Raw genomic sequence first — 20,701 nt, forward strand, 5'->3', positions numbered from 1 at the left:
GTACTCAGCGTCGGAGTGCGCATTGGATAACGCCGAGAGCCGCCGCCACAACCCCGGACATATGCGCATGACCAAGCACACGGGGCGCGTCAGCGCATCAAGCCCTGCGCAGCCAGTGCCAGGTCTTGCCCATCCAGGCGCGGCAGCACCAGCGGCCGGGCCTGCGCCAGGCGCAGGAAATTGCTGCGTTGGGAGCGTGCATAAAGCGGGTCGTAGTGCTCCGTCATCAGCGCCTCGAACAGCGGTGCCAGTTGGCCGGCGCGTGCCCAGGCCTGCCAGCGTGCGATGGTGTCCTTGGCATGCAGGCCGGTGTTGGCGTTGAGCTGGCCCAGCAGGGTGGCGAGTTCCTCGCCGTCGTGGCCCAGGTAGGCGTAGTCCTGCAGCAGGTAGGCCAGCCGGGCATGCAGCGGGGCCTCGATGGCGATGCAGTCCGCGGCGCGCAGGGCGTTCAGCACGGCGTCCGGCAGCATGAGGCGACCAATCTTGCGGCTCTCGGCCTCCACGAACACCGTGCGCGCCAGGTCGAAGGCCTGCAGCGCCTGGGCCAGCGCGGTCTCGAAGGCCTTCTGCGAGGGCTGCTCCTGGCCGGGCCAGCGCCCCAGGATGGAGCCCTTGTGACGGGCCAGGGCCTCCAGATCCAGCACCTGCGCGCCGGCCGCCAGCAGGGCCTGCAGCAGGGCGGTCTTGGCGCTGCCCGTGGGGCCGCAGATGACCTGCAGCTTCAGCTGCGGGGCCAGGGTGGCGATGCGCTCCATCACATGGGCGCGGAAGGCCTTGTAGCCGCCATGCAGCTGCTGGGCGTCCCAGCCGACCAGGCGCAGCCACTGCACCATGGTGCCGCTGCGCATGCCGCCGCGCCAGCAGTAGACCAGGGGGCGCCAGGACTTGGGCTTGTCGGCGAAGGTCTCGCGCAGGTGCCGCGCCAGCTGGGCCGCCACCATGGCGCCGCCCACGCGCTTGGCCTCGAAGGTGCCCTGCTGCTTGTAGAGGGTGCCGACGATGCGGCGCTCGTCGTCGTCCAGCACCGGGCAGTTGATGGCGCCGGGGAGGTGATCGAGGGCGTATTCGGCGGGCGAGCGGGCGTCGACGATGCAGTCGAACTCTTGGATGCGCTCGGGCGTGATGGGGCGGGGGCGGGACATGGGGGCGGCTTCCTGACAGGCGGCACAATCCTCGCAGAAATCCGGCGGGCTTCACGCCGGATGGGATGCCTCACCTGCTCACGCCATGAACGATTCCACCGCTCCCCGACTCACCCAGCTGGCCCACGGCGGCGGCTGCGGCTGCAAGATCGCCCCGGGCCTGCTGTCCGACATCCTGGCCCGCACCGCGCCAGGCGTGGTGCCGCCGCAGCTGCTGGTGGGCACCGAGACCAGCGACGATGCCGCCGTCTGGCAGCTCAACGAGGAACAGGCGCTGGTGGCGACCACGGACTTCTTCACGCCCATCGTCGACGATCCCTTCGACTTCGGCCGCATCGCCGCGACCAACGCGCTGTCCGATGTCTACGCCATGGGCGGCACGCCCATCATGGCCCTGGCCATCGTGGGCATGCCCATCAACACGCTGAGCCCCGATGTCATCGGCCGCATCCTCGAAGGCGGCGCCAGCGTCTGCCGCGAGGCGGGCATCCCCATCGCGGGCGGGCATTCCATCGACGTGGTCGAGCCCATCTACGGCCTGGTGGCCCTGGGCCTGGTGCACCCGAAGAAAGTGCGCCGCAATGCCGACGCGCGCGCGGGCGACCGCCTGGTCCTGGGCAAGCCCCTGGGCGTGGGCGTGCTCTCTGCCGCTCTCAAGAAGGGCCTGCTGGACGCGGCGGGCTACCAGGAGATGCTGGCCCACACCACGCGGCTCAACAAGGTGGGCGCCCAACTGGCGCAGCTGGACGCCGTGCACGCCATCACCGACGTCACCGGCTTCGGCCTGGCCGGCCATCTGTTGGAGATCTGTCGCGGTTCCGGCTTGCGGGCGGCGGTGGACTGGCGGCACATGCCCTTGATCCACAGTGCCCTCGTCTTCGCGCAGCAAGGCATCTGGACCGGGGCCTCGACCCGTAACTGGGCTGCCTATGGCCACGAGGTGGCCGGTGTCGAGGGATGGTCCGACTGGCAGCGCGCTCTGCTGACCGACCCCCAGACCAGCGGCGGGTTGCTGGTGAGCTGCAGCCCGGAGGCCGTGCCCCAGGTGCTGCAGTGCTTCCAGGACGCCGGCTTTGCGCAGGCGGCCGAGATCGGCGAGCTGCAGGCGCCAGACGGCAGCCCGGCGCGTCTGCAGCTGCGCTGATCCGAGGCTTCAGGCCGCGCGGCTCAGGGGCACCGGCGGGAAGTCGACCGGCACCTGGAAGGCCACATTGACGTAGTTGGTGAAGAGATTCAGGGCCACATGGGCGAGGATCTCCACCGTCTCGCCTTCCGTGAAGCCGGCCGCGCGCAGGGCCTGCAGATCCGCGTCCTGCAACTGCCCGCGGTGCTCGACCAACTGCAGCGCGAAGCGCAGGGCCGCGGCGGTGCGCGGGTCGGCGGACTCGCCCTGTTGCGCCGCGCGCAGCTCCTCGGACGTGGCGCCGGCCTTGCGGCCCAGGGCGGTGTGGGCGGCCAGGCAGTAGTCGCAGCGGTTGCGGTCAGCCACGGCCACGGCGATCTGCTCGCCGAGCTTGGCGCCCAGCGTGCCGCCGCCCAGGGCGCCGAAGAAGGCCCACATGGCCTGCAGTGCGGCGGGCGAATGGGCCACGGTGCGGAACATCTGCGGCGTGCTGCCGAAGGCCTGCTGGATCTGGTTCAGCACGGGGCGGCTGGCGGCGGGGGCTTGGTCCGGGGTGGGGAGGGAGAGGCGGTTCATGGTCGATCCTTTCATCGGTGGGTGGCTTGACATGCCCTGAGGCATGGCGCCAGTTTGTCGCGCCAGGAAGGATGAAATGGTTTAAATCGTCCTTGAAAATATCCAATTGGTACAAAATTGAGCCTGCCACGCCGCCCGGCGCTGCCTGACGAGGACTGCCTTAGCGCAGACATGAGCCCATGAATGACACAGCAAGACCTGACCCCGTGATGGCTCCGCAGGAGACTGTGGGCGTGCAGGGGGATGGGGGGCTGGACCGACTGTCCGGCCTTCTGGAGCGCTGCCGTGTGCGGGCCCATCTCTTCCACGCGGGGCCCTTGTGCGGGACCACGCATTTCGCGGCCGAGCCCGGGCGCGGCTTTCTGCATGTGATGCGGCGGGGCGAGATGACGCTGAGCCATCCTGCCGACCCGGGCATGGCGCGACGTCTGCATGTGCGCGAGCCCAGCCTGCTCTTCTATCCCCGCCCGCTGGCGCATGACTTCCACAACGCGCCCGCCGAGGGCTCGGATTTCACCTGCGCCACGCTGGAATTCGAGGGCGGGGACGCCCATCCCCTGGTGCGCGCACTGCCCCCGCTGATCGTGCTGCCGCTGGCGCAGGTCGAGGGTCTGGAGTCCTGCCTTGGTCTGCTCTTCGCCGAGACCGGGCGCGTGCAGTGCGGCCAGCGCCTGATGGCGGACCGGCTGTTCGAGGTCCTGCTGATGCAGCTGCTGCGCTGGATGCTGGCCCATCCGGAGGCCAGCGGTCTGCCGGCCGGGCTGCTGCGCGGTCTGGGCCATCCGCAGCTGGCCCGTGCGCTCGTGGCGGTGCATGAACGGCCTGGCGATGCCTGGAGCCTGGAGCGCATGGCCGCGGCGGCGGGTATGTCCCGCAGCCGTTTCGCGGGCCTGTTCAAGGACTTGATGGGTGATACCCCGGCCGAGTACCTGCTGGGCTGGCGCCTGGGCCTTGCCTGCCAGGCACTGCGGCAGGGGCAGCCCGTCAAGCAGTTGGCCGACGCGCTGGGTTATGCCACCCCCTCGGCTTTCTCGCGGGCCTTTGCGCAGCGCATGGGGTGTTCGCCGCGGGAGTGGCTGGCGAGACAGGCCCGCTGAAGAGGCTCAGACCTTCTTCACGAACTCCGACTTCAGGCCCATGGCGCCGATGCCGTCGATCTTGCAGTCGATGTCGTGGTCGCCGTCGGAGAGGCGGATGTTCTTGACCTTGGTGCCCACCTTCACGACCAGGGACGAGCCCTTGATCTTCAGGTCCTTGATCACGGTGACGGTGTCGCCGTCCTGCAGCACATTGCCCACCGCGTCCTTGATCACGCGGGCTTCCTCGGCGCCTTCGGCCGCGGAGGCCTGGGCCGACCACTCATGGCCGCATTCCGGGCAGACGAGGTTGGCGCCATCCTCGTAGGTGTAGGTGGAGGCGCATTGGGGGCAGGGGGGGAGGGTGCTCATGGCGGTGGCTCTGACGCGGAGGAAAAGAAAAAGCCCCGCTGCAAGTGCAGCGAGGCTTCGATTTGGCTCCCCGACCTGGGCTCGAACCAGGGACCTACGGATTAACAGTCCGGCGCTCTACCGACTGAGCTATCGGGGAATCGTTCTATGTCAGCCCGCGCATACGGTGGCGCGCGGGCGTCTTGATGCTTCTTGTTCTTGGCTCCCCGACCTGGGCTCGAACCAGGGACCTACGGATTAACAGTCCGGCGCTCTACCGACTGAGCTATCGGGGATTTGATCGGTACAGCCTGCTCACTGCTGCGCAAAAAGCAGGCCTTCATAAATAGCAAGGCCACCAGGATTCGCATCAAGGTGGCCTTGGGTGCTCAGCAGATCTCTCAATCCACCTTGCTTTCTGTTCTTGGCTCCCCGACCTGGGCTCGAACCAGGGACCTACGGATTAACAGTCCGGCGCTCTACCGACTGAGCTATCGGGGAACAGAGCCTTGGATTATAGACAGAATTTCTGGGCTTCCACAAGCATGGCGTGCAGGGCGCCAGGAAAGCCCTTAGGGGCACTGACAGCCTCCCCTCGGCCAATCCTGCCTGCGCCAGCACAGCTTCGCCCTGGCCAGGCTGCGCCGCCAGCCGCCAGCCGACAGCCGACAGTCGACAGCCGACAGCCACCTGGGCCAGCCTCAGCCTGACCCGCTCAGCTTGCTTACAGCGTCACCTCCAGGCTCGCACGCCAGGTGCGCGGGGCCAGGGGGTAGAGGTAGGCGTGGCCGTACTGGTAGGGGCTTTCGCGCCAGGCGCGCTTGTCCGTCAGGTTGTCCACGCCCACGCGCCAGGTGTACAGGCGCGTGCCCATGGCCTGTTCGTAGCGCAGGCCAGCGTCCAGGCGGGTCCAGCCGGCGATCATCACGCTGTTGTCCGGCAGTACGGCGCGCGGGCCTTCATAGACGAGGCCCAGCTGACCTTGCAGGCCCGCCAGCACGTTCTGGCGCAGCTGCAGCTTGATGTTGCGCTTGGGCACGTTGGTGGGCTGCAGGCCGTTGGTGGCGGCGTCCGCGCTGCCTTCGCGGCGGGCCTTCAGTTCCATCCAACTGGCCAGCAGGCCGCCGCCGCTCCACTTCAGGTCTGCCTGGGCCTCCAGGCCGCGGTGGCGGGCTCTGCCGTCTTGCACGCGAGTGCAGGAGCCGGGCGTGGCGTCATCGCAGGCGCCGACGTCCACCCATGCCGGGCGCTGGATGTCGAACCAGGCGATGGACCAGTCCACCGTGCTGCTGCCGGACTTGATCCCCAGCTCCATCTGCCGGCTCTTGATCGCCGGCAGGGCCTGGCCGGCCTGGGTGCCGAAGCGCTTGCGGTTGGGCGTGACGTCCGACTCCATGCCCTGGCCCCAGCTGCCGTAGGCCATGAGGCTGGGGCTCAGTGCGTAGCTCAGGCCGATCCACGGGGTGTTGAGGCTTTGCGAGTAGCTGGTTGCGCGCGAGCCGTTGGTGCGGATGCTGTCGCGCTGCAGGCGGGTGTGGCGCAGGCCCAGGAAGGCCTGCCATTGGGTGTCGATCTGGATGGCGTCGCGCACATAGAACTCGGTGCTGCGCTCGTCGCGCTTGGTGTTCTCGTCGGTGAGGCTGGGGTCGGCGGGGACGCGGCTCTGGCCGTCGATGCGGCCGACGCCCACGAGGTTGTAGGCCTGCTGCTGGAAGCGGCTTTCGAAGCGGCTGAGCAGCACGCCGGTGCTCAGCCGGTGCTGAAGCGCGCCCGTGCTGAGGCGGCCCGCGAGGGACAGATCCAGGGCGTCCGTGTTGCGGCGCTCGTTCTCGCTGCGGAAATCCCAGATCGAGAAGCTGCCATCGGCGGCATAGCGGTCGCAGGGATTGCAGTCGTAGGTGGCGGGGTCGAACTTGCCGAAGGCGTAGGCCAGGCGGTCGTCCGTCTTCAAGCGCTGCATGCCCAGATGGGCCTGGGCCCGCCAGTCAGCGTTCAGGCGCTGGGTCAGGCGCAGGGAGGCATGGCGGTTGTCGAAGACCACCGGCAGGCTCCATTCCTGGTTGTTGAGGTTGATGCGCGGGTCGAAATCCTTGGCAGAAGGCAGTTGGTCACCCAGCAGGCTCATGCCCGGCTGGCTGCGCTGGGACTGGCGGTTCCATTCGAGGTCGGCTTCAAGAAGGGTGTCGCTGCTGAGCCTTGCATCGGCGGCGACGGCCAGCAGGTGCCGGCTGCCCTTGGCGTCATTCAGCTCGGGACGCAGTTGCGCACTGCCGGCATTGACGCGCACGCCAAAGGCCTCGCCGGCACCGAAGCGCTGGCTCCAGTCCAGTGCTGCTTCGGTGGTGCCGCGCTCGGAGACGCTCAGGGTGGCGCTCAGCAGCTTCGTCGTCGGGCGCTTCACCACCAGGTTCACGAGGCCACCGGGGCTGCTCGTACCGGCCTGGATGCCGCTGGTGCCCTTGAAGACCTCGATGCTGCTCTTGTTGCCCAGGGCCAGGGCTGTCTCGGCATTGATGGGCAGACCGTCGCGGCGGTAGTTGAAGCGGTTGTCCAGCTCGAAGCCGCGCACCTTGAGGTAGGAGACGTAGCCGGCGGCGTTGTAGCTGTCCTGCACTGAGGCGTCGAGATTCACGAGGCCTGCGAGGCTGCTCAGGCCGGCATCCGCCAGACGGTCGGCATTCAGCACGCTGGCCTGGAAGGGCAGCTTGGCCGCGGGGGTGTCGCCGAAGCCGCCGACGTTGACGGGCGCATCGGCGCTGCGGCCGCTGACGGCCACGCTGGGGAGGCTGATGTCGGTGGACTGTGCCGTCGCGCCTTGTGCGCAGGCGAGCGCGCAGGCGGCGGCGAGGACATGGGGAAGTGAGCGGGTGATACGGGCCATCGTCGGACTGCTTCTAGCGATGGCAGGGCGGCGAAGCGGCCACATCAAGGGCCTGCTGAGAGCTCAGGCCGTGGCGTGCGTGCTTCCCTGCGCGAGGATTACCTCGGTCCCGGGCAGGCAAGGCTGCCAGCCTGGGCGCGATCAGGTTCAAAGGGACTTTCTCAGCCGGCTCATGTGATGAGCCAGCACCCCTAGCGGAATCAGCTCCACAAGGAAGCTGACCGCGAATTGTAGGCGGTTCGCCTGATCGCCAGGATTCATGCGCTTGGCGCCCCAGTAAAGCCGGGCCAAGCTCACCGCGGATCACGGTTGAAGTGCTTGTCTCGCCAGAGCTCCCAGTTCTCCACTTGCGAAGCGCTGTGGAGTCAGCCTCTGATGGATCGCCGGCCGATAAGATGTGGCGGCATATTCAGACAAGGCGAGGGTCCTTGGCGATAGGCGCGTCGCACATCTTTGACTCGAGGAGGGGCTCTTGGCTGTTCAATTCAATGGGAAATGGCAAGCCACCGTACTTGCCATCGCGCTCCTGGGAACCAACGGATGGTGGGCCTTCCGGTCGATTGACCAAGGCATCACCAACACTTATCGGGAGCAGGCGCTCTACGAATACGAGCACCAGGTCGAAGCGCTGCAGACCCTCGCCGATATCGCGGTGAAAGGGAAGACTGCATCGGAGGCACACCAACTTCTCCGTTCTTTGTTCCCGCAGGAAGCGCCTTACGAAAAGGACGGCTCGCTGAACACAGCGTGGATTGCGTTGAGCCTTTCGCCAGAAGGTCGGGTGCTGGGGGTGGAGCGCGCGTCAGCTGCGCGGGACGCGTCAGCAGCGGCGTCGAAAGCGGGACGATGACTCACTCCGCCGCCTTCTCAGCTGACATGGCGATGGCTGTCCGGCCGGCTGAGGAGCCCGAGTTTTTGTTTATCTTTGTTGCTTGAGGCTTACCTCGGTCCCGGGCAGGCAAGGCTGCCAGCCTGGGCGCGATCAGGTTCAAAGGGACTTTCTCAGCCGGCTCATGTGATGAGCCAGCACCCCTAGCGGAATCAGCTCGATGAGTGAGCTGAGGCCGGCATTGTATGCGGCCCGGCGCGCCAGCCTCCCCGCCTCATGCTGCGGGAGCAGGAGAGCAGTGATGGCATCGGGAGAAAGGGTCGTCAGCGGATCGCCGACGGTGATGCCGAGCCAGCCTCTCCCGTGCCTGCCCTGGCTTTGAGGCGAGACGGATCGCCTCGGGGTGGGCCTGCTTGCCGCTTGCTCATCAGCGACTCGACAGCCGCAGGCCAATGCGAGGCTATGGGCGGTGCACAGGGCTGCGCACGGGGGCACCGGCTGTGAGCGCGCGCTGGCCCGGCGACAAGGCAAGAGACAAGGCGGCCTCGGCGGCTTGCTTGGCACAGGCCACTGAGCCCGGCGCAAGCCGACTTGCCCACCGGCTCGCGGGCGCATCGGGCTTGTCTGGCATGCGCCGCAGCCTGCTCACGCCGCGCTGATACGAAACACGCTGACTGCTTGCGAAAGCTGTGCGGCCTGGACCCTGAGGCTTTCCGCTGCAGCGGACGTCTCTTCGACCAGCGCTGCATTCTGCTGAGTCACTTGGTCCAGCTGGTGAACGGCATCCCCCACTTGGCTGATGCCCTGCGACTGCTCGTTCGCCGCTGTGGACAGCTCACTGATCATGGCGCTGACCCGCTGGACTTGTTCGACGATCTCCTGCATCGATTGCCCCGCCAGATCCACCTGCGCCGAGCCTGCCTGCACGCGTTCAACACTGGCCGTGATCAGCCCCTTGATTTCCTTGGCGGCCTGGGCGCTGCGTTGAGCCAGCGTACGGACTTCACCGGCCACCACGGCAAAGCCGCGCCCCTGTTCTCCTGCGCGGGCGGCCTCGACGGCCGCATTGAGGGCCAGGATGTTCGTCTGGAACGCGATGCCGTCGATGACGCTGATGATGTCCGCAATCTTGTAGGAGGACGCCGCAATCTCGCGCATGGCATGAACCACCTGGCCCACTTGCTCCCCACCGCGGATGGCTGCGCCCGCGGCATCCGAGGCCAGGCGATTGGCCTCGCGCGAAGTATCGGCACTCGTCCGGACGGTGCCGGCCAACTGTTCCATCGAGGCCGCGGTCTGTTGAAGATTGCTCGCCTGCTCTTCCGTGCGTTGGCTCAAATCGGCATTGCCTGTCGCGATTTGCGATGTGCCGGTCGCGATGCTCTCGCTGCCATGGCGCACGACGCCCACGATTTTTGCGAGGCTTTGCTGCATGCCCACCAAGGAATGCATGACGCTGCCATCCGGGATAGGGCCGGCCTCGATGGCGCTCAGGTCCCCGGAGGCAACCTTCTGGGCGATTTGCCCCAGCACGCCGGGTTCCGCGCCCAGCGCACGGCTGAGGCTTCTGGTGATGGCATATCCAGCGAGAATCGCCGCGCAGGCGGTGAGCAGGCAGGCAATCAGCAAGGCAGAACGCTTGGTGGAATAGGCCTGCGCAGCCTGCTCAACGAGCTCCGACGAGTGGGCGGCGGAGAAGTCGCGGTACGCTTGAGCGGCCTTCACCAGCGATGAGAGAAGCGGGCGGCATTCCTGGTTCATTTTTGCCACCGCCGCCTCGCGCTGGCCATTGCTGGCCAGCTCGACGATGGCAAGGGCAACAGGGGCGTACTTCCGCTCCACGTCGGCCAGTTCCGCATACAACTTCCGCTCCGTGTCGGTGACTCGGGCGTCGCCGACCATTTTCCCGAGGTCTTCAAGATCCTTGGTGACCTTCAGATGGGCTTTTGACACCTCAGCTTTTATCGCCTGCACGTCGCTGGCGGCGGCATTGACAAGATCTCTTGCCGCGATGGCACGCAATTCGACGGAGGTGCGTGCTTCATAGGACAGCAGCAGTCGCGCGTTGGTCCCGTGCACAAACTGGGCGAAATTCTCGCTGGCCGTGGAGAGTGCGTTCAGCGCGAGTATCGACACCATGACGAAGATGAAGCACAGAAATCCGAACGCGGATGAGAGCTTGGCCTTGACCGAAAGAGATTGAATCGACATGTCCACTCCGTACTTCTGCCCAATTTGGCGAGTGTTGACGCGTTATTGCAGATAGGTCCTTGTCTTGTCGTCCAGGCCTTGGATCACGGCCATGCGTAGCGACGGCTCGTCCGGCCTGGGTTCGCTCCATGCCTGGGCTGACAAGCCCTGCAACACGCTGCCTCTGGCGCGGTACTGAACTTGGTTTGGCAGGTCATGGGCGGAGCAAGTCGGCGTGCAAGTCTTCGGCGGCCGGGCGCTGACGCTGAGTCGGCACCTGTGCTGGAACGCTGGTTCATGATGCAGCAAAGTTTGTTTGCATTCATCGAATAAATTCGCTATGCATCAAATAAGTGCATAAATACGCAAATCCTGATGGGAATCAGGCAGAGATCAGACGGGCGCTTTGCCTCCGACCGGCCAAGCAAGGGGTTGAGGGCACTGCTTCCGCTGATCCCATGGCCGGGCTCGCCACCTGCTTCCCGGCGTCCATGCCCGGCGAGCCGATGGGAGCGGGCTCCGGTGCGTTGCATGCTGGGCGGGCCTGAGCGCATGGCCGTGGCGCAACCGCGGTGCGCATTCGCCCGCCGGGGGCTGGCGCCGCCGCGGACTGGTGACAATGGCGACGCAGATTCCAGCCATGCAGCGAGGCACCCAAGGTATGAACGATGAACAGTACGGTGGACCGGACTACTACATGCGCCTGCTGGTGGACAGGGTGCCGTCCATGCTGGCGTATTGGGACCAGAACCTTCGTTGCCGATTCGCCAACCGAGCCTACGAGCGCTGGTTCGGCGTCAATCCAGGCAATCTCCTGGGAACCTCCATCCGGGAGCTTCTGGGGCCGGCGCTTTTCGCGCTGAATGAGCCCCACATGCGGGCAGCCCTGGCTGGTGAGCGGCAGGTGTTTGAACGCATCATTCCGGGGCCGGATGGCGTCAAGCGGCACAGTCTTGCCGAGTACATTCCCGACATCGTCGGCGGGACGGTGCGCGGATTTCTGGTGCAGGTCACCGAAGTGACGCAGCTGAAGCAAACCCAGGCGGCCCTGAGGCGTGAAGAGGCCCTCAGGCATCAGATTGAGGAGCACGCCAGTCATCTGCAGGAACTGCTCTCTGAGCGCACGGAGATGCTGGAGGTGCTGGCGCATGAGGTGCGTCAGCCGCTGAACAATGCTTCCGCTGCCATGCAGACAGCCCATCGCCTGCTGAAGAACTTGGGGCAGGACCTGGCGATTGACCAGTTGCAACGCGCCCAGTCCGTGTTGGGCCAGGTGCAGTCCAGCATTGACAACACGCTGGCCGTGGCCGCCCTGCTGGCCCGGCCCGGGCCGATTCAGAAGACGGACACCGACATTGACGCGCTGATCGCCGTGGCCATCGGTGACATGCCCGAGAGTGAGCGGGCTCGGGTGCACGTGATCAGGGCGACCGCGACGCGCACGGCCATGCTTGACATGAGCCTGATGCGTCTTGCGCTTCGCAACCTGATCGCCAATGCCCTGAAGTTCGGGCCGCCGGCTTCGCAGGTCGTCCTTCGCATCGCGGATTCCGATGATCCGCTGGCCTTGCTGATCGATGTGACGGACGAGGGGCCTGGCATTCCCATGAGCCTCGCATCCGCCCTTTTCACGAGGGGCGCTCGCGGCAGTGGCAAGGGCTCAGGGAACGGTCTGGGCCTCTACATCGTTCGCCAGGTGATGCAGTTGCATGGCGGCACCGCCGAAGTGCTGAGCACGAGTGAGCGGGGCACCACGTTCAGGCTGACCATTTGCCAGACGGACAGCTGATCCTGGCGGGACTGCCGGCTAACGAGAGGTGAGAGGCGCCCTGAAGGCGTAGCCCACCCCCGACTTCGTCTGCAGCGGGACTGCAGCGGGCGTTGCTCGCTCGATGCGGCGGCGTAGCCTGAAGATCATGGCATTGAGCCCGCCGGATGCATCGCCCGCGCCGGATCGGCCCAGGCGCTGCAGTAGCGCCTCCCGTGACACGAATTCACCTTGTGCCTCGATGAAGCACTCCAGCAGGACGACGTCGGCGTCGCTGAGCTCGACCTGCGCGCCGTCGGGGGCCACGAGGAGCGCCTCGCGGCGGTCAAAGAACCACTCGCTGTGCTGCGCACTTTCCGGGGAAGCACGCCGGCAGACCGCTTCGATCGCGATCTCGACCTGCTCGAACTGCACGGGCTTGGCCAGGTACATGTCGGCGCCGGCCGTGACCACTTGCTTGAAGGTGTCGCTGGCCAGGCGGCCGGACACCACCAGGACCCCGGCGTTGGTGCGCATGCGCAGAATCTTGATGAGATCGACGCCGTCCACGCCCGGCAGCATCAGGTCCGTGACGTAGAAGTCATATCGGTAGGGGTCACGGCAGACGAGAAGCTCGTTGCTGTCTGCGAAGGTGTCCACGGCAACGCCTCGCTCGACCAGGTAGCGGGAAAGGCCGTCGCTGTATTCGCGATCGTCGTCGATCAGGGCCAGAGTTTTGGGCAGCATGGGTGCCTAGCGTCTATGGGCTTGACATCCTAGCGTGAAACGCCGGAGGCCCTGCCCCATTCCATCGCATCAGGAGTCCAGCAGCCCGACGCGCGGCGGACTCCTGGCACATCAATGCGGCGACAAAGGAATGCATCCTGGGGATTAGATGGCGATGGTGTCCTCCGTCGCCATTTGCCGCCACCTACCGCCACCTACCGCCACCGGCCCTCAGCGTTTCGAGAGCCGGATGCCCCGCGTCCGCGCACTGTCGTAGACCATGCCCACGGGCACACCCTTGGCATCCCGCTCCACGCGCAGGCTGAACCCCGGGCCCTCCAGCAGATCCGGCTTGACGCCCACCAGCATCGCCTCGCCGCTTCCCGAGCCCTTGAGCGTCAGCCCCTCCTGCTGGTTCGACAGCGTCCATTCCGCGCCCAACTCGTCGCTGTGGTATCGCCCGGCCAGTGCGGCCCGCTCGGCAGCGCTGGCGCGGTAGTCGGGCAGGCGCTTGAAGGACATCGGCTTGGGCTCATCGTTGCGTGTCAGCGTGAGGGTCTTGCCGTCGTCCGCCAAGTCAAGCTGGGTGATGCCGCTGGCACTCTGCATGCGGCGCGGGCCGAGCGGACGCAGGGCCGCGCCGCCGCCGCCTCGTCGCAGAGTGAGCGGGCCCGAGGCCGCCTTCTCGATGTGCAGGAGGTCGCCGGGCTCGCCCTCATAGAGACCGATGAAGATGGCAGGATCGAAGCCTGCCGGCGCAGCGGTCGGGGCCGCCTGCGTGGCTGGCGCTTCCTTGAACTGGCCCTGCAGCGCGATGTCGGCCACACGCTGCGCGAGCGCCACCGGGTTCGCCTGCGCAGCATTGCAGGTCAGCGCCAGGCCCAGCTGCTGCTCGGGGAAGCGCATCACGACCGCGCGGTAGCCGCCCCAGGCGCCTGCATGGTGGACGCGTGCGAAGCCGCGGTACTGGTCCATGGACAGACCGAGGCCGTACTGGATGGCCGAGCCGTCCGCAAGCTTGCCCGGCGTCTGCAGAGCCTTGAGCAGGGTCGGGTCAATGACCGTGGGCCTGGCCAGCTCGCCGTCCCAGCGCGCGAGATCGCGCACATGGGTCTGCACCGCGCCGTCGCCGGGCTGGTTCCAGTTGGACATGTCGATGGCGAAGCTGGTCGGCCCGTTCTGGCTGTAGGCCGTGGCGCGGTGCGGCACCACGACGGTGTGGTCGGTGCGCACATGGGTCACCGTCATGCCTAGCGGCTTGAATACGCGCTCCTGCAGGAAGGCGTCCATGCTCTGGCCGCTGACCCGCTCGACGATCATGGCTGCGAGGAAGTAGCCGCTGTTGCTGTAGCTGAAGCGCGTACCGGGCTCGAAGTTCAGGCCCTGCTGGGCGGCCAGCAGGCGCAGCGCGTCCGCGGAGCTGGTGACGTCGCCCATGTCGCGGCCCGCCAGGAGCAGCAGCTCGTTGTAGTCCCGCAGGCCGGCCGTGTGGTGCAGCATCTGGGCGATGGTGAAGCGCTGACCGAGCGCCTTCATCTCGGGCAGGTGCTTGGACACCGGGTCCTGCAGGTCCAGCTTGCCCTCCTTGGCCAGCATCAGCACGGCCAGGGCGGTGAACTGCTTGGAGCTGGAGCCGATGTCGAACACGGTGTCGGGCGTGATGGGCACGCCATGGTTCAGGTCTGCCAGGCCATAGCCGCGTGCCAGCAAGACCTGACCCTCGCGATAGACGCCGAGGGCGCAGCCGGGCGTCTGCGGGGTGAAGGCGGCGAACACGGCGTCGATCTTGGCGGTGTCGAGTTCGGTGGCGCGGGTAGTGCCAGCGGCCAGGGCAAGGCACGCGGAAATCAGCAGGGGCAGGGCGCGCAGGCGCGGGGTGGATGCGGGCATGGGATGTCCTCGTTGTTGTTCTGCGCTGGCGGCTGCCATGGCATAGGGCGCGACTATGTCAATCGGCCGGCATGCCTGCAGCGGCGGTGCGACAGACTGCGCGGGCGGGGGGACGGTCCGGCTGCCGTTCGGGAGCGCTCACGGCCCCCCATGGATTGCGCGCCTGCATCGAGCCTCCACGCGCCGCCCTCCGGCATCAGACCCGCGACTTTGATCTTGTGGATGTATTCATGGATAATTCATTGAACTATTCATAAAGAATTCAAATGACCACCCGGCAGCGTCTTTCCCCCGGGGATCAAGCCCGGGATATCGAGCGCTCCCTCAGAGGAGGGCCGTTGTCTGCTGCCCAGCTCATGGCCGCGCTGGGCGTGAGCCAGCCGACGCTGTCACGAACTATTCAGGGCCTGGCCCACACCGTCACCAGCTTCCGCATCAAGGGCGAGCGCACGCCCCGCTACGCCTTGCTGCGCGAACTGCCCCAGGGGCTTGGCGCCCGCCAGCGCATCTACCGCGTCCTGAGCAGCGGCAGCATCGAGCCCTTTGCCGAGGTGGAGTTCCTGGCCGGTGGCGCCACGCTGGAGCGCCGCAGCGGCGTCACACGGCTCTACGAGGGCCTGCCGCCCTATATGGCCTTCGCCGCGCCCTCCGGCTTCCTCGGCCGCCAGCAGGCGCAGGAGGCGGCCCGGACGTCCGGCTTCCCTGCCAGTCTGCGGGACTGGAACGATGACCACCGCGTGGTCTGGCTCTTCACCTGGGGGCTGAACCTGCCCGGCAACCTGGTCTTCGGCGACACGGCCCTGCAGCGCGAGCTGGACCTCCGCGCGCTGCCCCCCACGCCTGCGCAGGACAAGCTGGACGCCTACGTTGCCATGGCCTCCCAGCTCAAGGGTGCGGCCTACGGATCCAGCGCTGGCGGCGAGCAGCCCAAGTTTCTGTGGCAGACGCAGGACGCCGGCCCCGTCATCGTGAAGTTCGCGAAGCTGGGCAGTCGCATGGCCGATCTTCTTCCCCTGGAGCACCTGGCCTTGCGCTCGCTGCAGGAAGTGGACATTCCCGCCAGCCATTCGGCGCTGCTCGCTGCGGGCGGCTACGTCTTCCTTGAGGTCCGGCGCTTTGACCGCGTGGGGCTGCATGGCCGCATCGGCCTGCTCTCCGCCGGGGCGGTGGACGACGAATACTTCGGCCAGCGCGACGCCTGGTCCCCGTTCGCCGCCCGCTGCGCGCAGGCCCGCTTCCTCAGCGCCGAGGACGTGCGCCGCGCGGACACCCTTGCCGCCTTCAGCGAGCTCATCGGCAACAGCGACCGTCACTTCGAGAACATCTCCCTGCTGATCGGCGAGGACGGCGCGTTCCAGGGCCTCGCCCCTGCCTACGACATCCTGCCCATGCGCTATGCCTCCCTGGGCGGCGGCGTGGATCCGGAGCTCACGCCCATCGAGCCCAAGGTGGGCAGCATCGGTGCCAAGCCCGAGGTGTGGCGCTGCGCGGCGGAGGCGGCGGAGCGCTTCTGGCGGGCGGCGCAGGAGGAGGCGCTGGCGGTGCCGGTGTCACCCGCGATGAAGGAGTTGGCGGGCCGGAATTTGGAGAGGGTGCGGGCGTTTGTGGGGCCTTTGCTGCCGGGGTGAAGCCCCATCAACCCGCAATCGCAAACAGCCCATCATTGGCTGCCCCCGGCTGCGCCTGCACCATCTCCCAGCCCAGGCAGGCCAGCCCCACGGTGAGCGGCACCGGCTTCTCGCCACTGCGGTAGTAGGCCAGCATGCGCCGGGACAGCCCCAGGTGCTTCGCGGCCTGGTCCAGGGTCAGCTGGTGCTTGTCCATCCAATGCCAGATGAACTCATGCGAGACCCCGCCCGCCTGCTCGATGGCGCGGGCGCGCAGGTTGTCCGCGGCCAGCTGCAGCGCGTCATGGCCGGCCCAGGTGAGGGTCTGGCCACCGTCGGTGATCTTGGGTTTGCTGAACACCGCCGCATCGCGCAGCGGGGCCAGCGTCTTGTGGCGCTTGACGATGGAGGCCAGGTCGACGGTGAAGGCTTCGCCGTCTGCATAGACCAAGGCGAGCCGGAGACCGTCCAGGACCTTCACCTTGCGCAGGGTGAAATGCTTGCTCATGGATTGAGTTCCTTCCATCGGACCGCAAGGGCGGCCCAGTTCTGACGGGCCCAGCTGAGCGCCTCCTTCAATGCGGCGGCATTTACTTGGCCGCGGATCACGGTCAGCCCTTTGATCTCTACCAGCGTCTGGCTACCGTCATTGGCCATGAGGTGGAAGTGGGGCGGGTTGTGATCGGCGGCGAACATGGTGGTCTTGCAGGGGCTCAGGAGTGCCAGGGGTGGCATGGTAGGAAGTATGGTGCAATGAATGCACTGATGCAATGATTGCATCGTGCGATGCGGAGCTTCCGTCGTGCCGCGGGGAGGGAAGGCCGGCCTGGTGCTGCGGTGGGGAGTGTAGGGAAGGCGATGCCGCCTGAGAGGAGCAGGACGGGGGCCAGGTCCTCAGGAATGGGGAGTGTTGGACTGGCTTGGGTGAGCCAGGCATGCAGGCGGCAGGGCCAGGCTCCGCCGTGAAAGCATCTGTAGACGGGCCGCTTGAATGAAAGGCGGGTCGGGGTCAGTACACGTCGATAGCCGCAGGCTGATGAGCTTGCTCGCGAAACGCGAGGACAAAGTCCTTTGCCTCTTCCAACGTCGCCGGATAGCGGACTGATTGCTTGCCGCCCGACTCGACGGGCTTGTAGACGGAGTAGAAGCGGAAGCCGTGCTCCACGAGAAACTGCACCTTCTTCCACTGCGCTACATCAGCAGACCTGGGGGCCGAGAACTTCCTGCTGAGCATCTCCATCGGGCGCCTGCACTGAGGGCAAAGCCGCGATCCGGTACTGACCGGCAGCTTGAAGGACTTGCGGCAATGGAAGCAGACAAACGGGAAGCGATACGCCTGCACATGCTTCGGCTTCGGGAAACGAGAGTGGTGCTGGAATTTGCTCATGGCGCGGATGGCTAAGCATGAGGGAGGGGCGCCCATTGCCCAGTTCAAGGCTTGTCGACTCTCGACTCCAGAACGGATTCAACCGTGTACGAGACGCGGTGCTCACGGATGAGCCTTTGCGCAAGCTCCGCTGGAAGGATGTAGTTCTCGCTGGGCAGCTGCTTGTAGTAGGGCGGCGCCGTTGGCCTGAGAAGGATCCAGACATTCCTGCCGCTGGTCGAGCGCAGCCCAAGCACCTCGTGTCCTCCAATGGTCTGCACGGTCGGTTCTGCGAGTGGCTGGTCCCGGTGCTTGAGTTCGACCGCTTGCAGCACTGACCACTCCGCCTTCTCGTCGGGGGTCTCTCTCGACTCGGAGTTCGTGCAGCCGGTTGCGGCGGCCAAGATGGTGGCCATGGTCAGGGCCAGGACCGTACGTTGGGTATGGGTGGGCGTGTGCTTCATGGTGAGGGCCGCAGCTCGTTGTTGATGGCAAACATGGACGCCTCGCTGCTGGCCCTGATCAGCCGGACGGCGTCAGCCAGGGCGCCCGCATCGAAGTCCTTGGGCCGGCGTTTCATCGTGGCGACTTGCTCAATGGACGATAGCAGCGCGTCCCACGGTGCCGCGACCTGCTCCGCGCAAGGCAAGTGCTTCACCTCCGCCCATTCGAGCTGCCCGACGGACACGAGGGCGCGCATCTTCGGCCAATGGCTGCAGTAGTTCCGGGTGGCGGTGAAGGTGTCCCCCCAACCGTCTAGCTCTGCGATCTCCAGCCCGAAGTAGTAGGTGCCGATGGAGGCCCCGAAATGGACAGGGGGCCAGGTGCCGGGCGCAGAAGTCCTCGAAGGCAGGAATGTCCACGCGCCAGCGACCGGTCTCGGGCGGCGGGCCGCCGTAGTAGACGGTGGCGGGTGAGGTGGGGATACCGTCGAAGATGACTTCGCTGCCGGTGGAGGTGCGGATGTGGAAGTTCATTTGAGAGGCCTGGGCGGGTAGATAGAGGACTTTAGATTCAAGACCTGACCTCGATCCCCCATGACCCCGATCCCCCGGGTCACGCCCCCAAGGCCATCATCGGTGCTTGCATGCACAAGATGGCGATGCTGATTTTTGGCGTTCTGCGCTCAGGCCGTCCGTTTGATCCCGCTTTGGCTGTGTCAAAGCTTGAAATTCAAGACGGTATCTGACCCTGGATTCCAGGTCCAGATGAGTTAGGCTCCGAATTCAGGTACTGAAGGAGGCCAAATTGGCGAAGCAGTCACTGTTCGATATATTGACATCGCAGGTTGAAGACACACTTTGGCTTGAAACTGGAACGATCTCCGAGCTGATGCTCGAGCAGGCGGATTGGGCCTTCTTGGTCAAGACACAAGTCGTCATTGAGGCGCTTTTGGTGAAAGCACTTTGCGAAGTGCTTGAGCGGCAAGAGTTAGAGGACGTCTTCGGCGGTCAGAAGGTCAACGCCGGCGCGCTGGTCGACATGGCTCAAGCAATTGAGATCATCACGACTCGGGAAGCCGCGATTTGCAGGATGCTCGCGTCCATCCGAAACAACTTTGCGCACCGAATCAGGTACCTCAACAAGACGCTAGTCGACTGGGGGAATGACATAAGTACTGAGCGACTGGCCGAAGTTATTAACTTGCTGGAGGAGCGGGTTGGGGAGAGGAAGTTTCACCATGACCGACATCGCATAGAACTTAAGGACAAGGCAGGCGAACTTCGCGATCTTTTGGGGCAGCAGGTTTACCAGGTGCTGGTGACACTGGCCTTGGCAGGTTATCAGGGGGGGCGCAGGGCGACGCTCAGTCGAGAAGCTATTGCGGCGTCAGGACAGATGCCGTCGTTGATTCATCGCATTGTCAGGAACGGCCTCCCTCCGCAGAAGCCATCGCCGCCCGGTGGGCAATAAGTAAGTCAGTGATCTTGCGCAGCTGCCTCAAGGTCCGCGAAGCGGAGCGGGGTCAGGCCTTAGATCTGTAGGCCTTTAGATTTATGGCCTGACCCAGGCTCCGAGTCGTGACCCCGGCTCCGATGTGGGCCACGAATCCTAAGGGAGGATCAATTGCTTCAGACAATTCTCGGGGCCATTAAGCCGCATGTGGGGCTGATTGCACTGCTAGTCTCGTTCACTGCGCTATTGATTTCTGCGACAGCAGCCACCATTGCTTGGCTGAACTACAGGCGCAAGAGTTCGCTGAACTTGCGCGGTTTCCATAGCATCAAATTCAGCGCAGAGTGCGATGACCCGTACGTGTCATCCATCGTGATCGAGAACCTTAAGGATCGCGCCGTTTCTATCTATGCGGTGTACCTGCGCGTAAGTCGCGGCTACTACATCTTGATTGAGGACTTTGAGAAGTCTCCGCATATCCTGCGCGCCTATGAGACTTGGACCAAGTCCTATGGTCCAATTGAGCACTACATTGCCCATGGAAGTCGAATTGCAATGCAGTCGCTACTACACCGTGGCATAACAAAGCATCGACTAGTTGTTTCGACCAGCGAAGGAAAGCATGTTGTCAAGGAGCCCCCCAAAGCTTGGAAGCCGACGCACGACTATCTCCGTAATCAATTGACTACGACTGTCTCGCCTCAGCGCGGGATGTACGAAGGGGAAGTGATTGGGGGTAACGTTCAGTACATCGTGACGCTCACTGCCGAAGGGGGAAAAAAACAAACCCTGATGATTCGGCGGTTCGACCACAAAGTACAACCGTTCGAAGAAATCCGTATCACGGAGGCATCGTTAAAAAGCGCCGACGCGCTTCGAACTCTTTTCCAATCCCACGTGTCCACGGGTCGTTTGAGCTGTGAGTCCATCGAGGTGATGGACCTTGATGATCTTCGCGAAAGAAGGTCAGGCCTGCTCAGCAAGGAGATGTTCGAGGCCCGGCCAATAGGCTGGTTCAAGTACTACGTGTTCGGGCCACTGAGGGCGCGGTATCGGCGTTGGCGCCGACGATCAGGCTGACCGTTACGGTTCTTTGATGTACGGCGGTCGGCCGGCAGTTAAAGATGCTCAGGCCAGGAGTCGGGGTCAGGCCATAAATCTGTAGGCCTTTAGATTTACCTGATTAGGCACCTATCTCCGCTGGCATCCGCTGCCTCAATGAAACCTGCCGCCAGGGCTGGGAGCGGATGGCATCGCTCAGTAGCGCGACCAATATCGCCCGCAGGTCAAAGCGCCGGTTG

The 20,701-nt window shown here is 65.3% G+C and carries 18 protein-coding genes and 3 tRNA genes; 7 read left to right on the top strand and 14 right to left on the bottom strand.

Annotation, left to right across the window (positions count from 1 at the left end; translation table 11 throughout):
• Positions 1-89: 89 nt before the first annotated feature.
• Positions 90-1,142, bottom strand: a complete 1,053-nt coding sequence (gene mnmH, locus ACS5PK_RS11290; RefSeq protein ID WP_439440329.1) for a tRNA 2-selenouridine(34) synthase MnmH — start codon at positions 1,140-1,142, stop codon at positions 90-92.
• Between the two features lie 85 nt (positions 1,143-1,227).
• Between mnmH and selD the strand changes: the two genes are divergently transcribed.
• Positions 1,228-2,286 (top strand): selenide, water dikinase SelD, encoded by a 1,059-nt coding sequence (gene selD / locus ACS5PK_RS11295; RefSeq protein ID WP_439440330.1) that lies wholly within the window; start codon positions 1,228-1,230, stop codon positions 2,284-2,286.
• Positions 2,287-2,295: 9 nt separating this feature from the next.
• On the opposite strand, the gene ACS5PK_RS11300 is transcribed toward selD, so the two are convergent.
• Positions 2,296-2,841 carry a carboxymuconolactone decarboxylase family protein gene (locus ACS5PK_RS11300; protein ID WP_439440331.1) on the bottom strand — a complete coding sequence of 182 codons (546 nt, stop codon included), beginning with the start codon at positions 2,839-2,841 and terminating at the stop codon, positions 2,296-2,298.
• A 209-nt stretch (positions 2,842-3,050) separates the two neighbouring features.
• Between ACS5PK_RS11300 and ACS5PK_RS11305 the strand changes: the two genes are divergently transcribed.
• Positions 3,051-3,938, top strand: a complete 888-nt coding sequence (locus ACS5PK_RS11305; RefSeq protein WP_439440357.1) for an AraC family transcriptional regulator — start codon at positions 3,051-3,053, stop codon at positions 3,936-3,938.
• 6 nt (positions 3,939-3,944) lie between these two features.
• On the opposite strand, the gene ACS5PK_RS11310 is transcribed toward ACS5PK_RS11305, so the two are convergent.
• From ACS5PK_RS11310 to ACS5PK_RS11330, 5 genes are all read right to left on the bottom strand, one after another.
• Entirely contained in the window at positions 3,945-4,289 is a 345-nt protein-coding gene (locus tag ACS5PK_RS11310; protein WP_439440332.1) for a zinc ribbon domain-containing protein YjdM, read from the bottom strand.
• A 63-nt stretch (positions 4,290-4,352) separates the two neighbouring features.
• A tRNA-Asn gene (locus ACS5PK_RS11315) sits at positions 4,353-4,428 on the bottom strand.
• A gap of 60 nt (positions 4,429-4,488) precedes the next feature.
• A tRNA-Asn gene (locus ACS5PK_RS11320) sits at positions 4,489-4,564 on the bottom strand.
• Between the two features lie 129 nt (positions 4,565-4,693).
• Positions 4,694-4,769, bottom strand: a tRNA-Asn gene (locus tag ACS5PK_RS11325).
• A gap of 223 nt (positions 4,770-4,992) precedes the next feature.
• Positions 4,993-7,149, bottom strand: a complete 2,157-nt coding sequence (locus ACS5PK_RS11330) for a TonB-dependent siderophore receptor (RefSeq protein ID WP_439440333.1) — start codon at positions 7,147-7,149, stop codon at positions 4,993-4,995.
• Positions 7,150-7,621: 472 nt separating this feature from the next.
• On the opposite strand from ACS5PK_RS11330, the gene ACS5PK_RS11335 reads away from it, so the two are divergent.
• Positions 7,622-7,999 (top strand): hypothetical protein, encoded by a 378-nt coding sequence (locus tag ACS5PK_RS11335; protein WP_439440334.1) that lies wholly within the window; start codon positions 7,622-7,624, stop codon positions 7,997-7,999.
• Between the two features lie 624 nt (positions 8,000-8,623).
• Here ACS5PK_RS11335 and ACS5PK_RS11340 read toward each other — a convergent pair.
• A complete protein-coding gene (locus ACS5PK_RS11340) occupies positions 8,624-10,189 on the bottom strand; it encodes a methyl-accepting chemotaxis protein (protein WP_439440335.1) in 1,566 nt (521 codons plus the stop codon).
• Between the two features lie 640 nt (positions 10,190-10,829).
• Between ACS5PK_RS11340 and ACS5PK_RS11345 the strand changes: the two genes are divergently transcribed.
• Positions 10,830-11,957, top strand: a complete 1,128-nt coding sequence (locus tag ACS5PK_RS11345; RefSeq protein WP_439440336.1) for a sensor histidine kinase — start codon at positions 10,830-10,832, stop codon at positions 11,955-11,957.
• A gap of 18 nt (positions 11,958-11,975) precedes the next feature.
• On the opposite strand, the gene ACS5PK_RS11350 is transcribed toward ACS5PK_RS11345, so the two are convergent.
• Together ACS5PK_RS11350 and ACS5PK_RS11355 are read right to left on the bottom strand one after the other, a co-directional pair.
• Positions 11,976-12,662 (bottom strand): response regulator transcription factor, encoded by a 687-nt coding sequence (locus ACS5PK_RS11350; RefSeq protein ID WP_439440337.1) that lies wholly within the window; start codon positions 12,660-12,662, stop codon positions 11,976-11,978.
• 210 nt (positions 12,663-12,872) lie between these two features.
• Complete coding sequence (locus ACS5PK_RS11355; RefSeq protein ID WP_439440338.1) at positions 12,873-14,531, bottom strand: serine hydrolase domain-containing protein; 1,659 nt, start codon at positions 14,529-14,531, stop codon at positions 12,873-12,875.
• Between the two features lie 338 nt (positions 14,532-14,869).
• Here ACS5PK_RS11355 and ACS5PK_RS11360 point away from each other — a divergent pair, with 338 nt between their 5' ends.
• Positions 14,870-16,159, top strand: a complete 1,290-nt coding sequence (locus ACS5PK_RS11360) for a HipA domain-containing protein (protein WP_439440339.1) — start codon at positions 14,870-14,872, stop codon at positions 16,157-16,159.
• A gap of 7 nt (positions 16,160-16,166) precedes the next feature.
• On the opposite strand, the gene ACS5PK_RS11365 is transcribed toward ACS5PK_RS11360, so the two are convergent.
• The 4 genes from ACS5PK_RS11365 to ACS5PK_RS11380 form a co-directional block, all read right to left on the bottom strand.
• Complete coding sequence (locus ACS5PK_RS11365) at positions 16,167-16,646, bottom strand: DUF2442 domain-containing protein (RefSeq protein WP_439440340.1); 480 nt, start codon at positions 16,644-16,646, stop codon at positions 16,167-16,169.
• The gene (locus tag ACS5PK_RS11370; protein WP_439440341.1) at positions 16,643-16,834 is read right to left on the bottom strand and encodes a DUF4160 domain-containing protein; all 192 of its coding nucleotides are present in this window, start codon (positions 16,832-16,834) and stop codon (positions 16,643-16,645) included. The genes ACS5PK_RS11365 and ACS5PK_RS11370 overlap by 4 nt, the downstream gene beginning before the upstream one ends.
• A gap of 313 nt (positions 16,835-17,147) precedes the next feature.
• Complete coding sequence (locus tag ACS5PK_RS11375) at positions 17,148-17,525, bottom strand: hypothetical protein (RefSeq protein WP_439440342.1); 378 nt, start codon at positions 17,523-17,525, stop codon at positions 17,148-17,150.
• A gap of 44 nt (positions 17,526-17,569) precedes the next feature.
• Positions 17,570-17,968, bottom strand: coding sequence for a hypothetical protein (locus tag ACS5PK_RS11380; RefSeq protein ID WP_439440343.1), 399 nt, complete (start codon positions 17,966-17,968; stop codon positions 17,570-17,572).
• Positions 17,969-18,752: 784 nt separating this feature from the next.
• Between ACS5PK_RS11380 and ACS5PK_RS11385 the strand changes: the two genes are divergently transcribed.
• Positions 18,753-19,418: a hypothetical protein gene (locus tag ACS5PK_RS11385; protein WP_439440344.1), complete on the top strand. Its 666-nt coding sequence runs from the start codon at positions 18,753-18,755 to the stop codon at positions 19,416-19,418.
• A 153-nt stretch (positions 19,419-19,571) separates the two neighbouring features.
• The gene (locus ACS5PK_RS11390) at positions 19,572-20,480 is read left to right on the top strand and encodes a hypothetical protein (protein WP_439440345.1); all 909 of its coding nucleotides are present in this window, start codon (positions 19,572-19,574) and stop codon (positions 20,478-20,480) included.
• Positions 20,481-20,701: the final 221 nt, after the last annotated feature.

Origin of the sequence: Roseateles sp. DB2 (assembly GCF_051857535.1) — a bacterium.
Taxonomy (GTDB): Bacteria; Pseudomonadota; Gammaproteobacteria; order Burkholderiales; family Burkholderiaceae_C; genus Roseateles_B.

Excerpts from the sequence above, each read along its gene's own strand:
- mnmH (WP_439440329.1), bottom strand. The coding sequence starts at position 1,142 with ATGTCCCGCCCCCGCCCCATCACGCCCGAGCGCATCCAAGAGTTCGAC.
- selD (WP_439440330.1), top strand. The coding sequence starts at position 1,228 with ATGAACGATTCCACCGCTCCCCGACTCACCCAGCTGGCCCACGGCGGC.
- ACS5PK_RS11300 (WP_439440331.1), bottom strand. The coding sequence starts at position 2,841 with ATGAACCGCCTCTCCCTCCCCACCCCGGACCAAGCCCCCGCCGCCAGC.
- ACS5PK_RS11305 (WP_439440357.1), top strand. The coding sequence starts at position 3,051 with ATGGCTCCGCAGGAGACTGTGGGCGTGCAGGGGGATGGGGGGCTGGAC.
- ACS5PK_RS11310 (WP_439440332.1), bottom strand. The coding sequence starts at position 4,289 with ATGAGCACCCTCCCCCCCTGCCCCCAATGCGCCTCCACCTACACCTAC.
- ACS5PK_RS11330 (WP_439440333.1), bottom strand. The coding sequence starts at position 7,149 with ATGGCCCGTATCACCCGCTCACTTCCCCATGTCCTCGCCGCCGCCTGC.
- ACS5PK_RS11340 (WP_439440335.1), bottom strand. The coding sequence starts at position 10,189 with ATGTCGATTCAATCTCTTTCGGTCAAGGCCAAGCTCTCATCCGCGTTC.
- ACS5PK_RS11345 (WP_439440336.1), top strand. The coding sequence starts at position 10,830 with ATGAACGATGAACAGTACGGTGGACCGGACTACTACATGCGCCTGCTG.
- ACS5PK_RS11350 (WP_439440337.1), bottom strand. The coding sequence starts at position 12,662 with ATGCTGCCCAAAACTCTGGCCCTGATCGACGACGATCGCGAATACAGC.
- ACS5PK_RS11355 (WP_439440338.1), bottom strand. The coding sequence starts at position 14,531 with ATGCCCGCATCCACCCCGCGCCTGCGCGCCCTGCCCCTGCTGATTTCC.
- ACS5PK_RS11365 (WP_439440340.1), bottom strand. The coding sequence starts at position 16,646 with ATGAGCAAGCATTTCACCCTGCGCAAGGTGAAGGTCCTGGACGGTCTC.
- ACS5PK_RS11370 (WP_439440341.1), bottom strand. The coding sequence starts at position 16,834 with ATGTTCGCCGCCGATCACAACCCGCCCCACTTCCACCTCATGGCCAAT.
- ACS5PK_RS11375 (WP_439440342.1), bottom strand. The coding sequence starts at position 17,525 with ATGAGCAAATTCCAGCACCACTCTCGTTTCCCGAAGCCGAAGCATGTG.
- ACS5PK_RS11380 (WP_439440343.1), bottom strand. The coding sequence starts at position 17,968 with ATGAAGCACACGCCCACCCATACCCAACGTACGGTCCTGGCCCTGACC.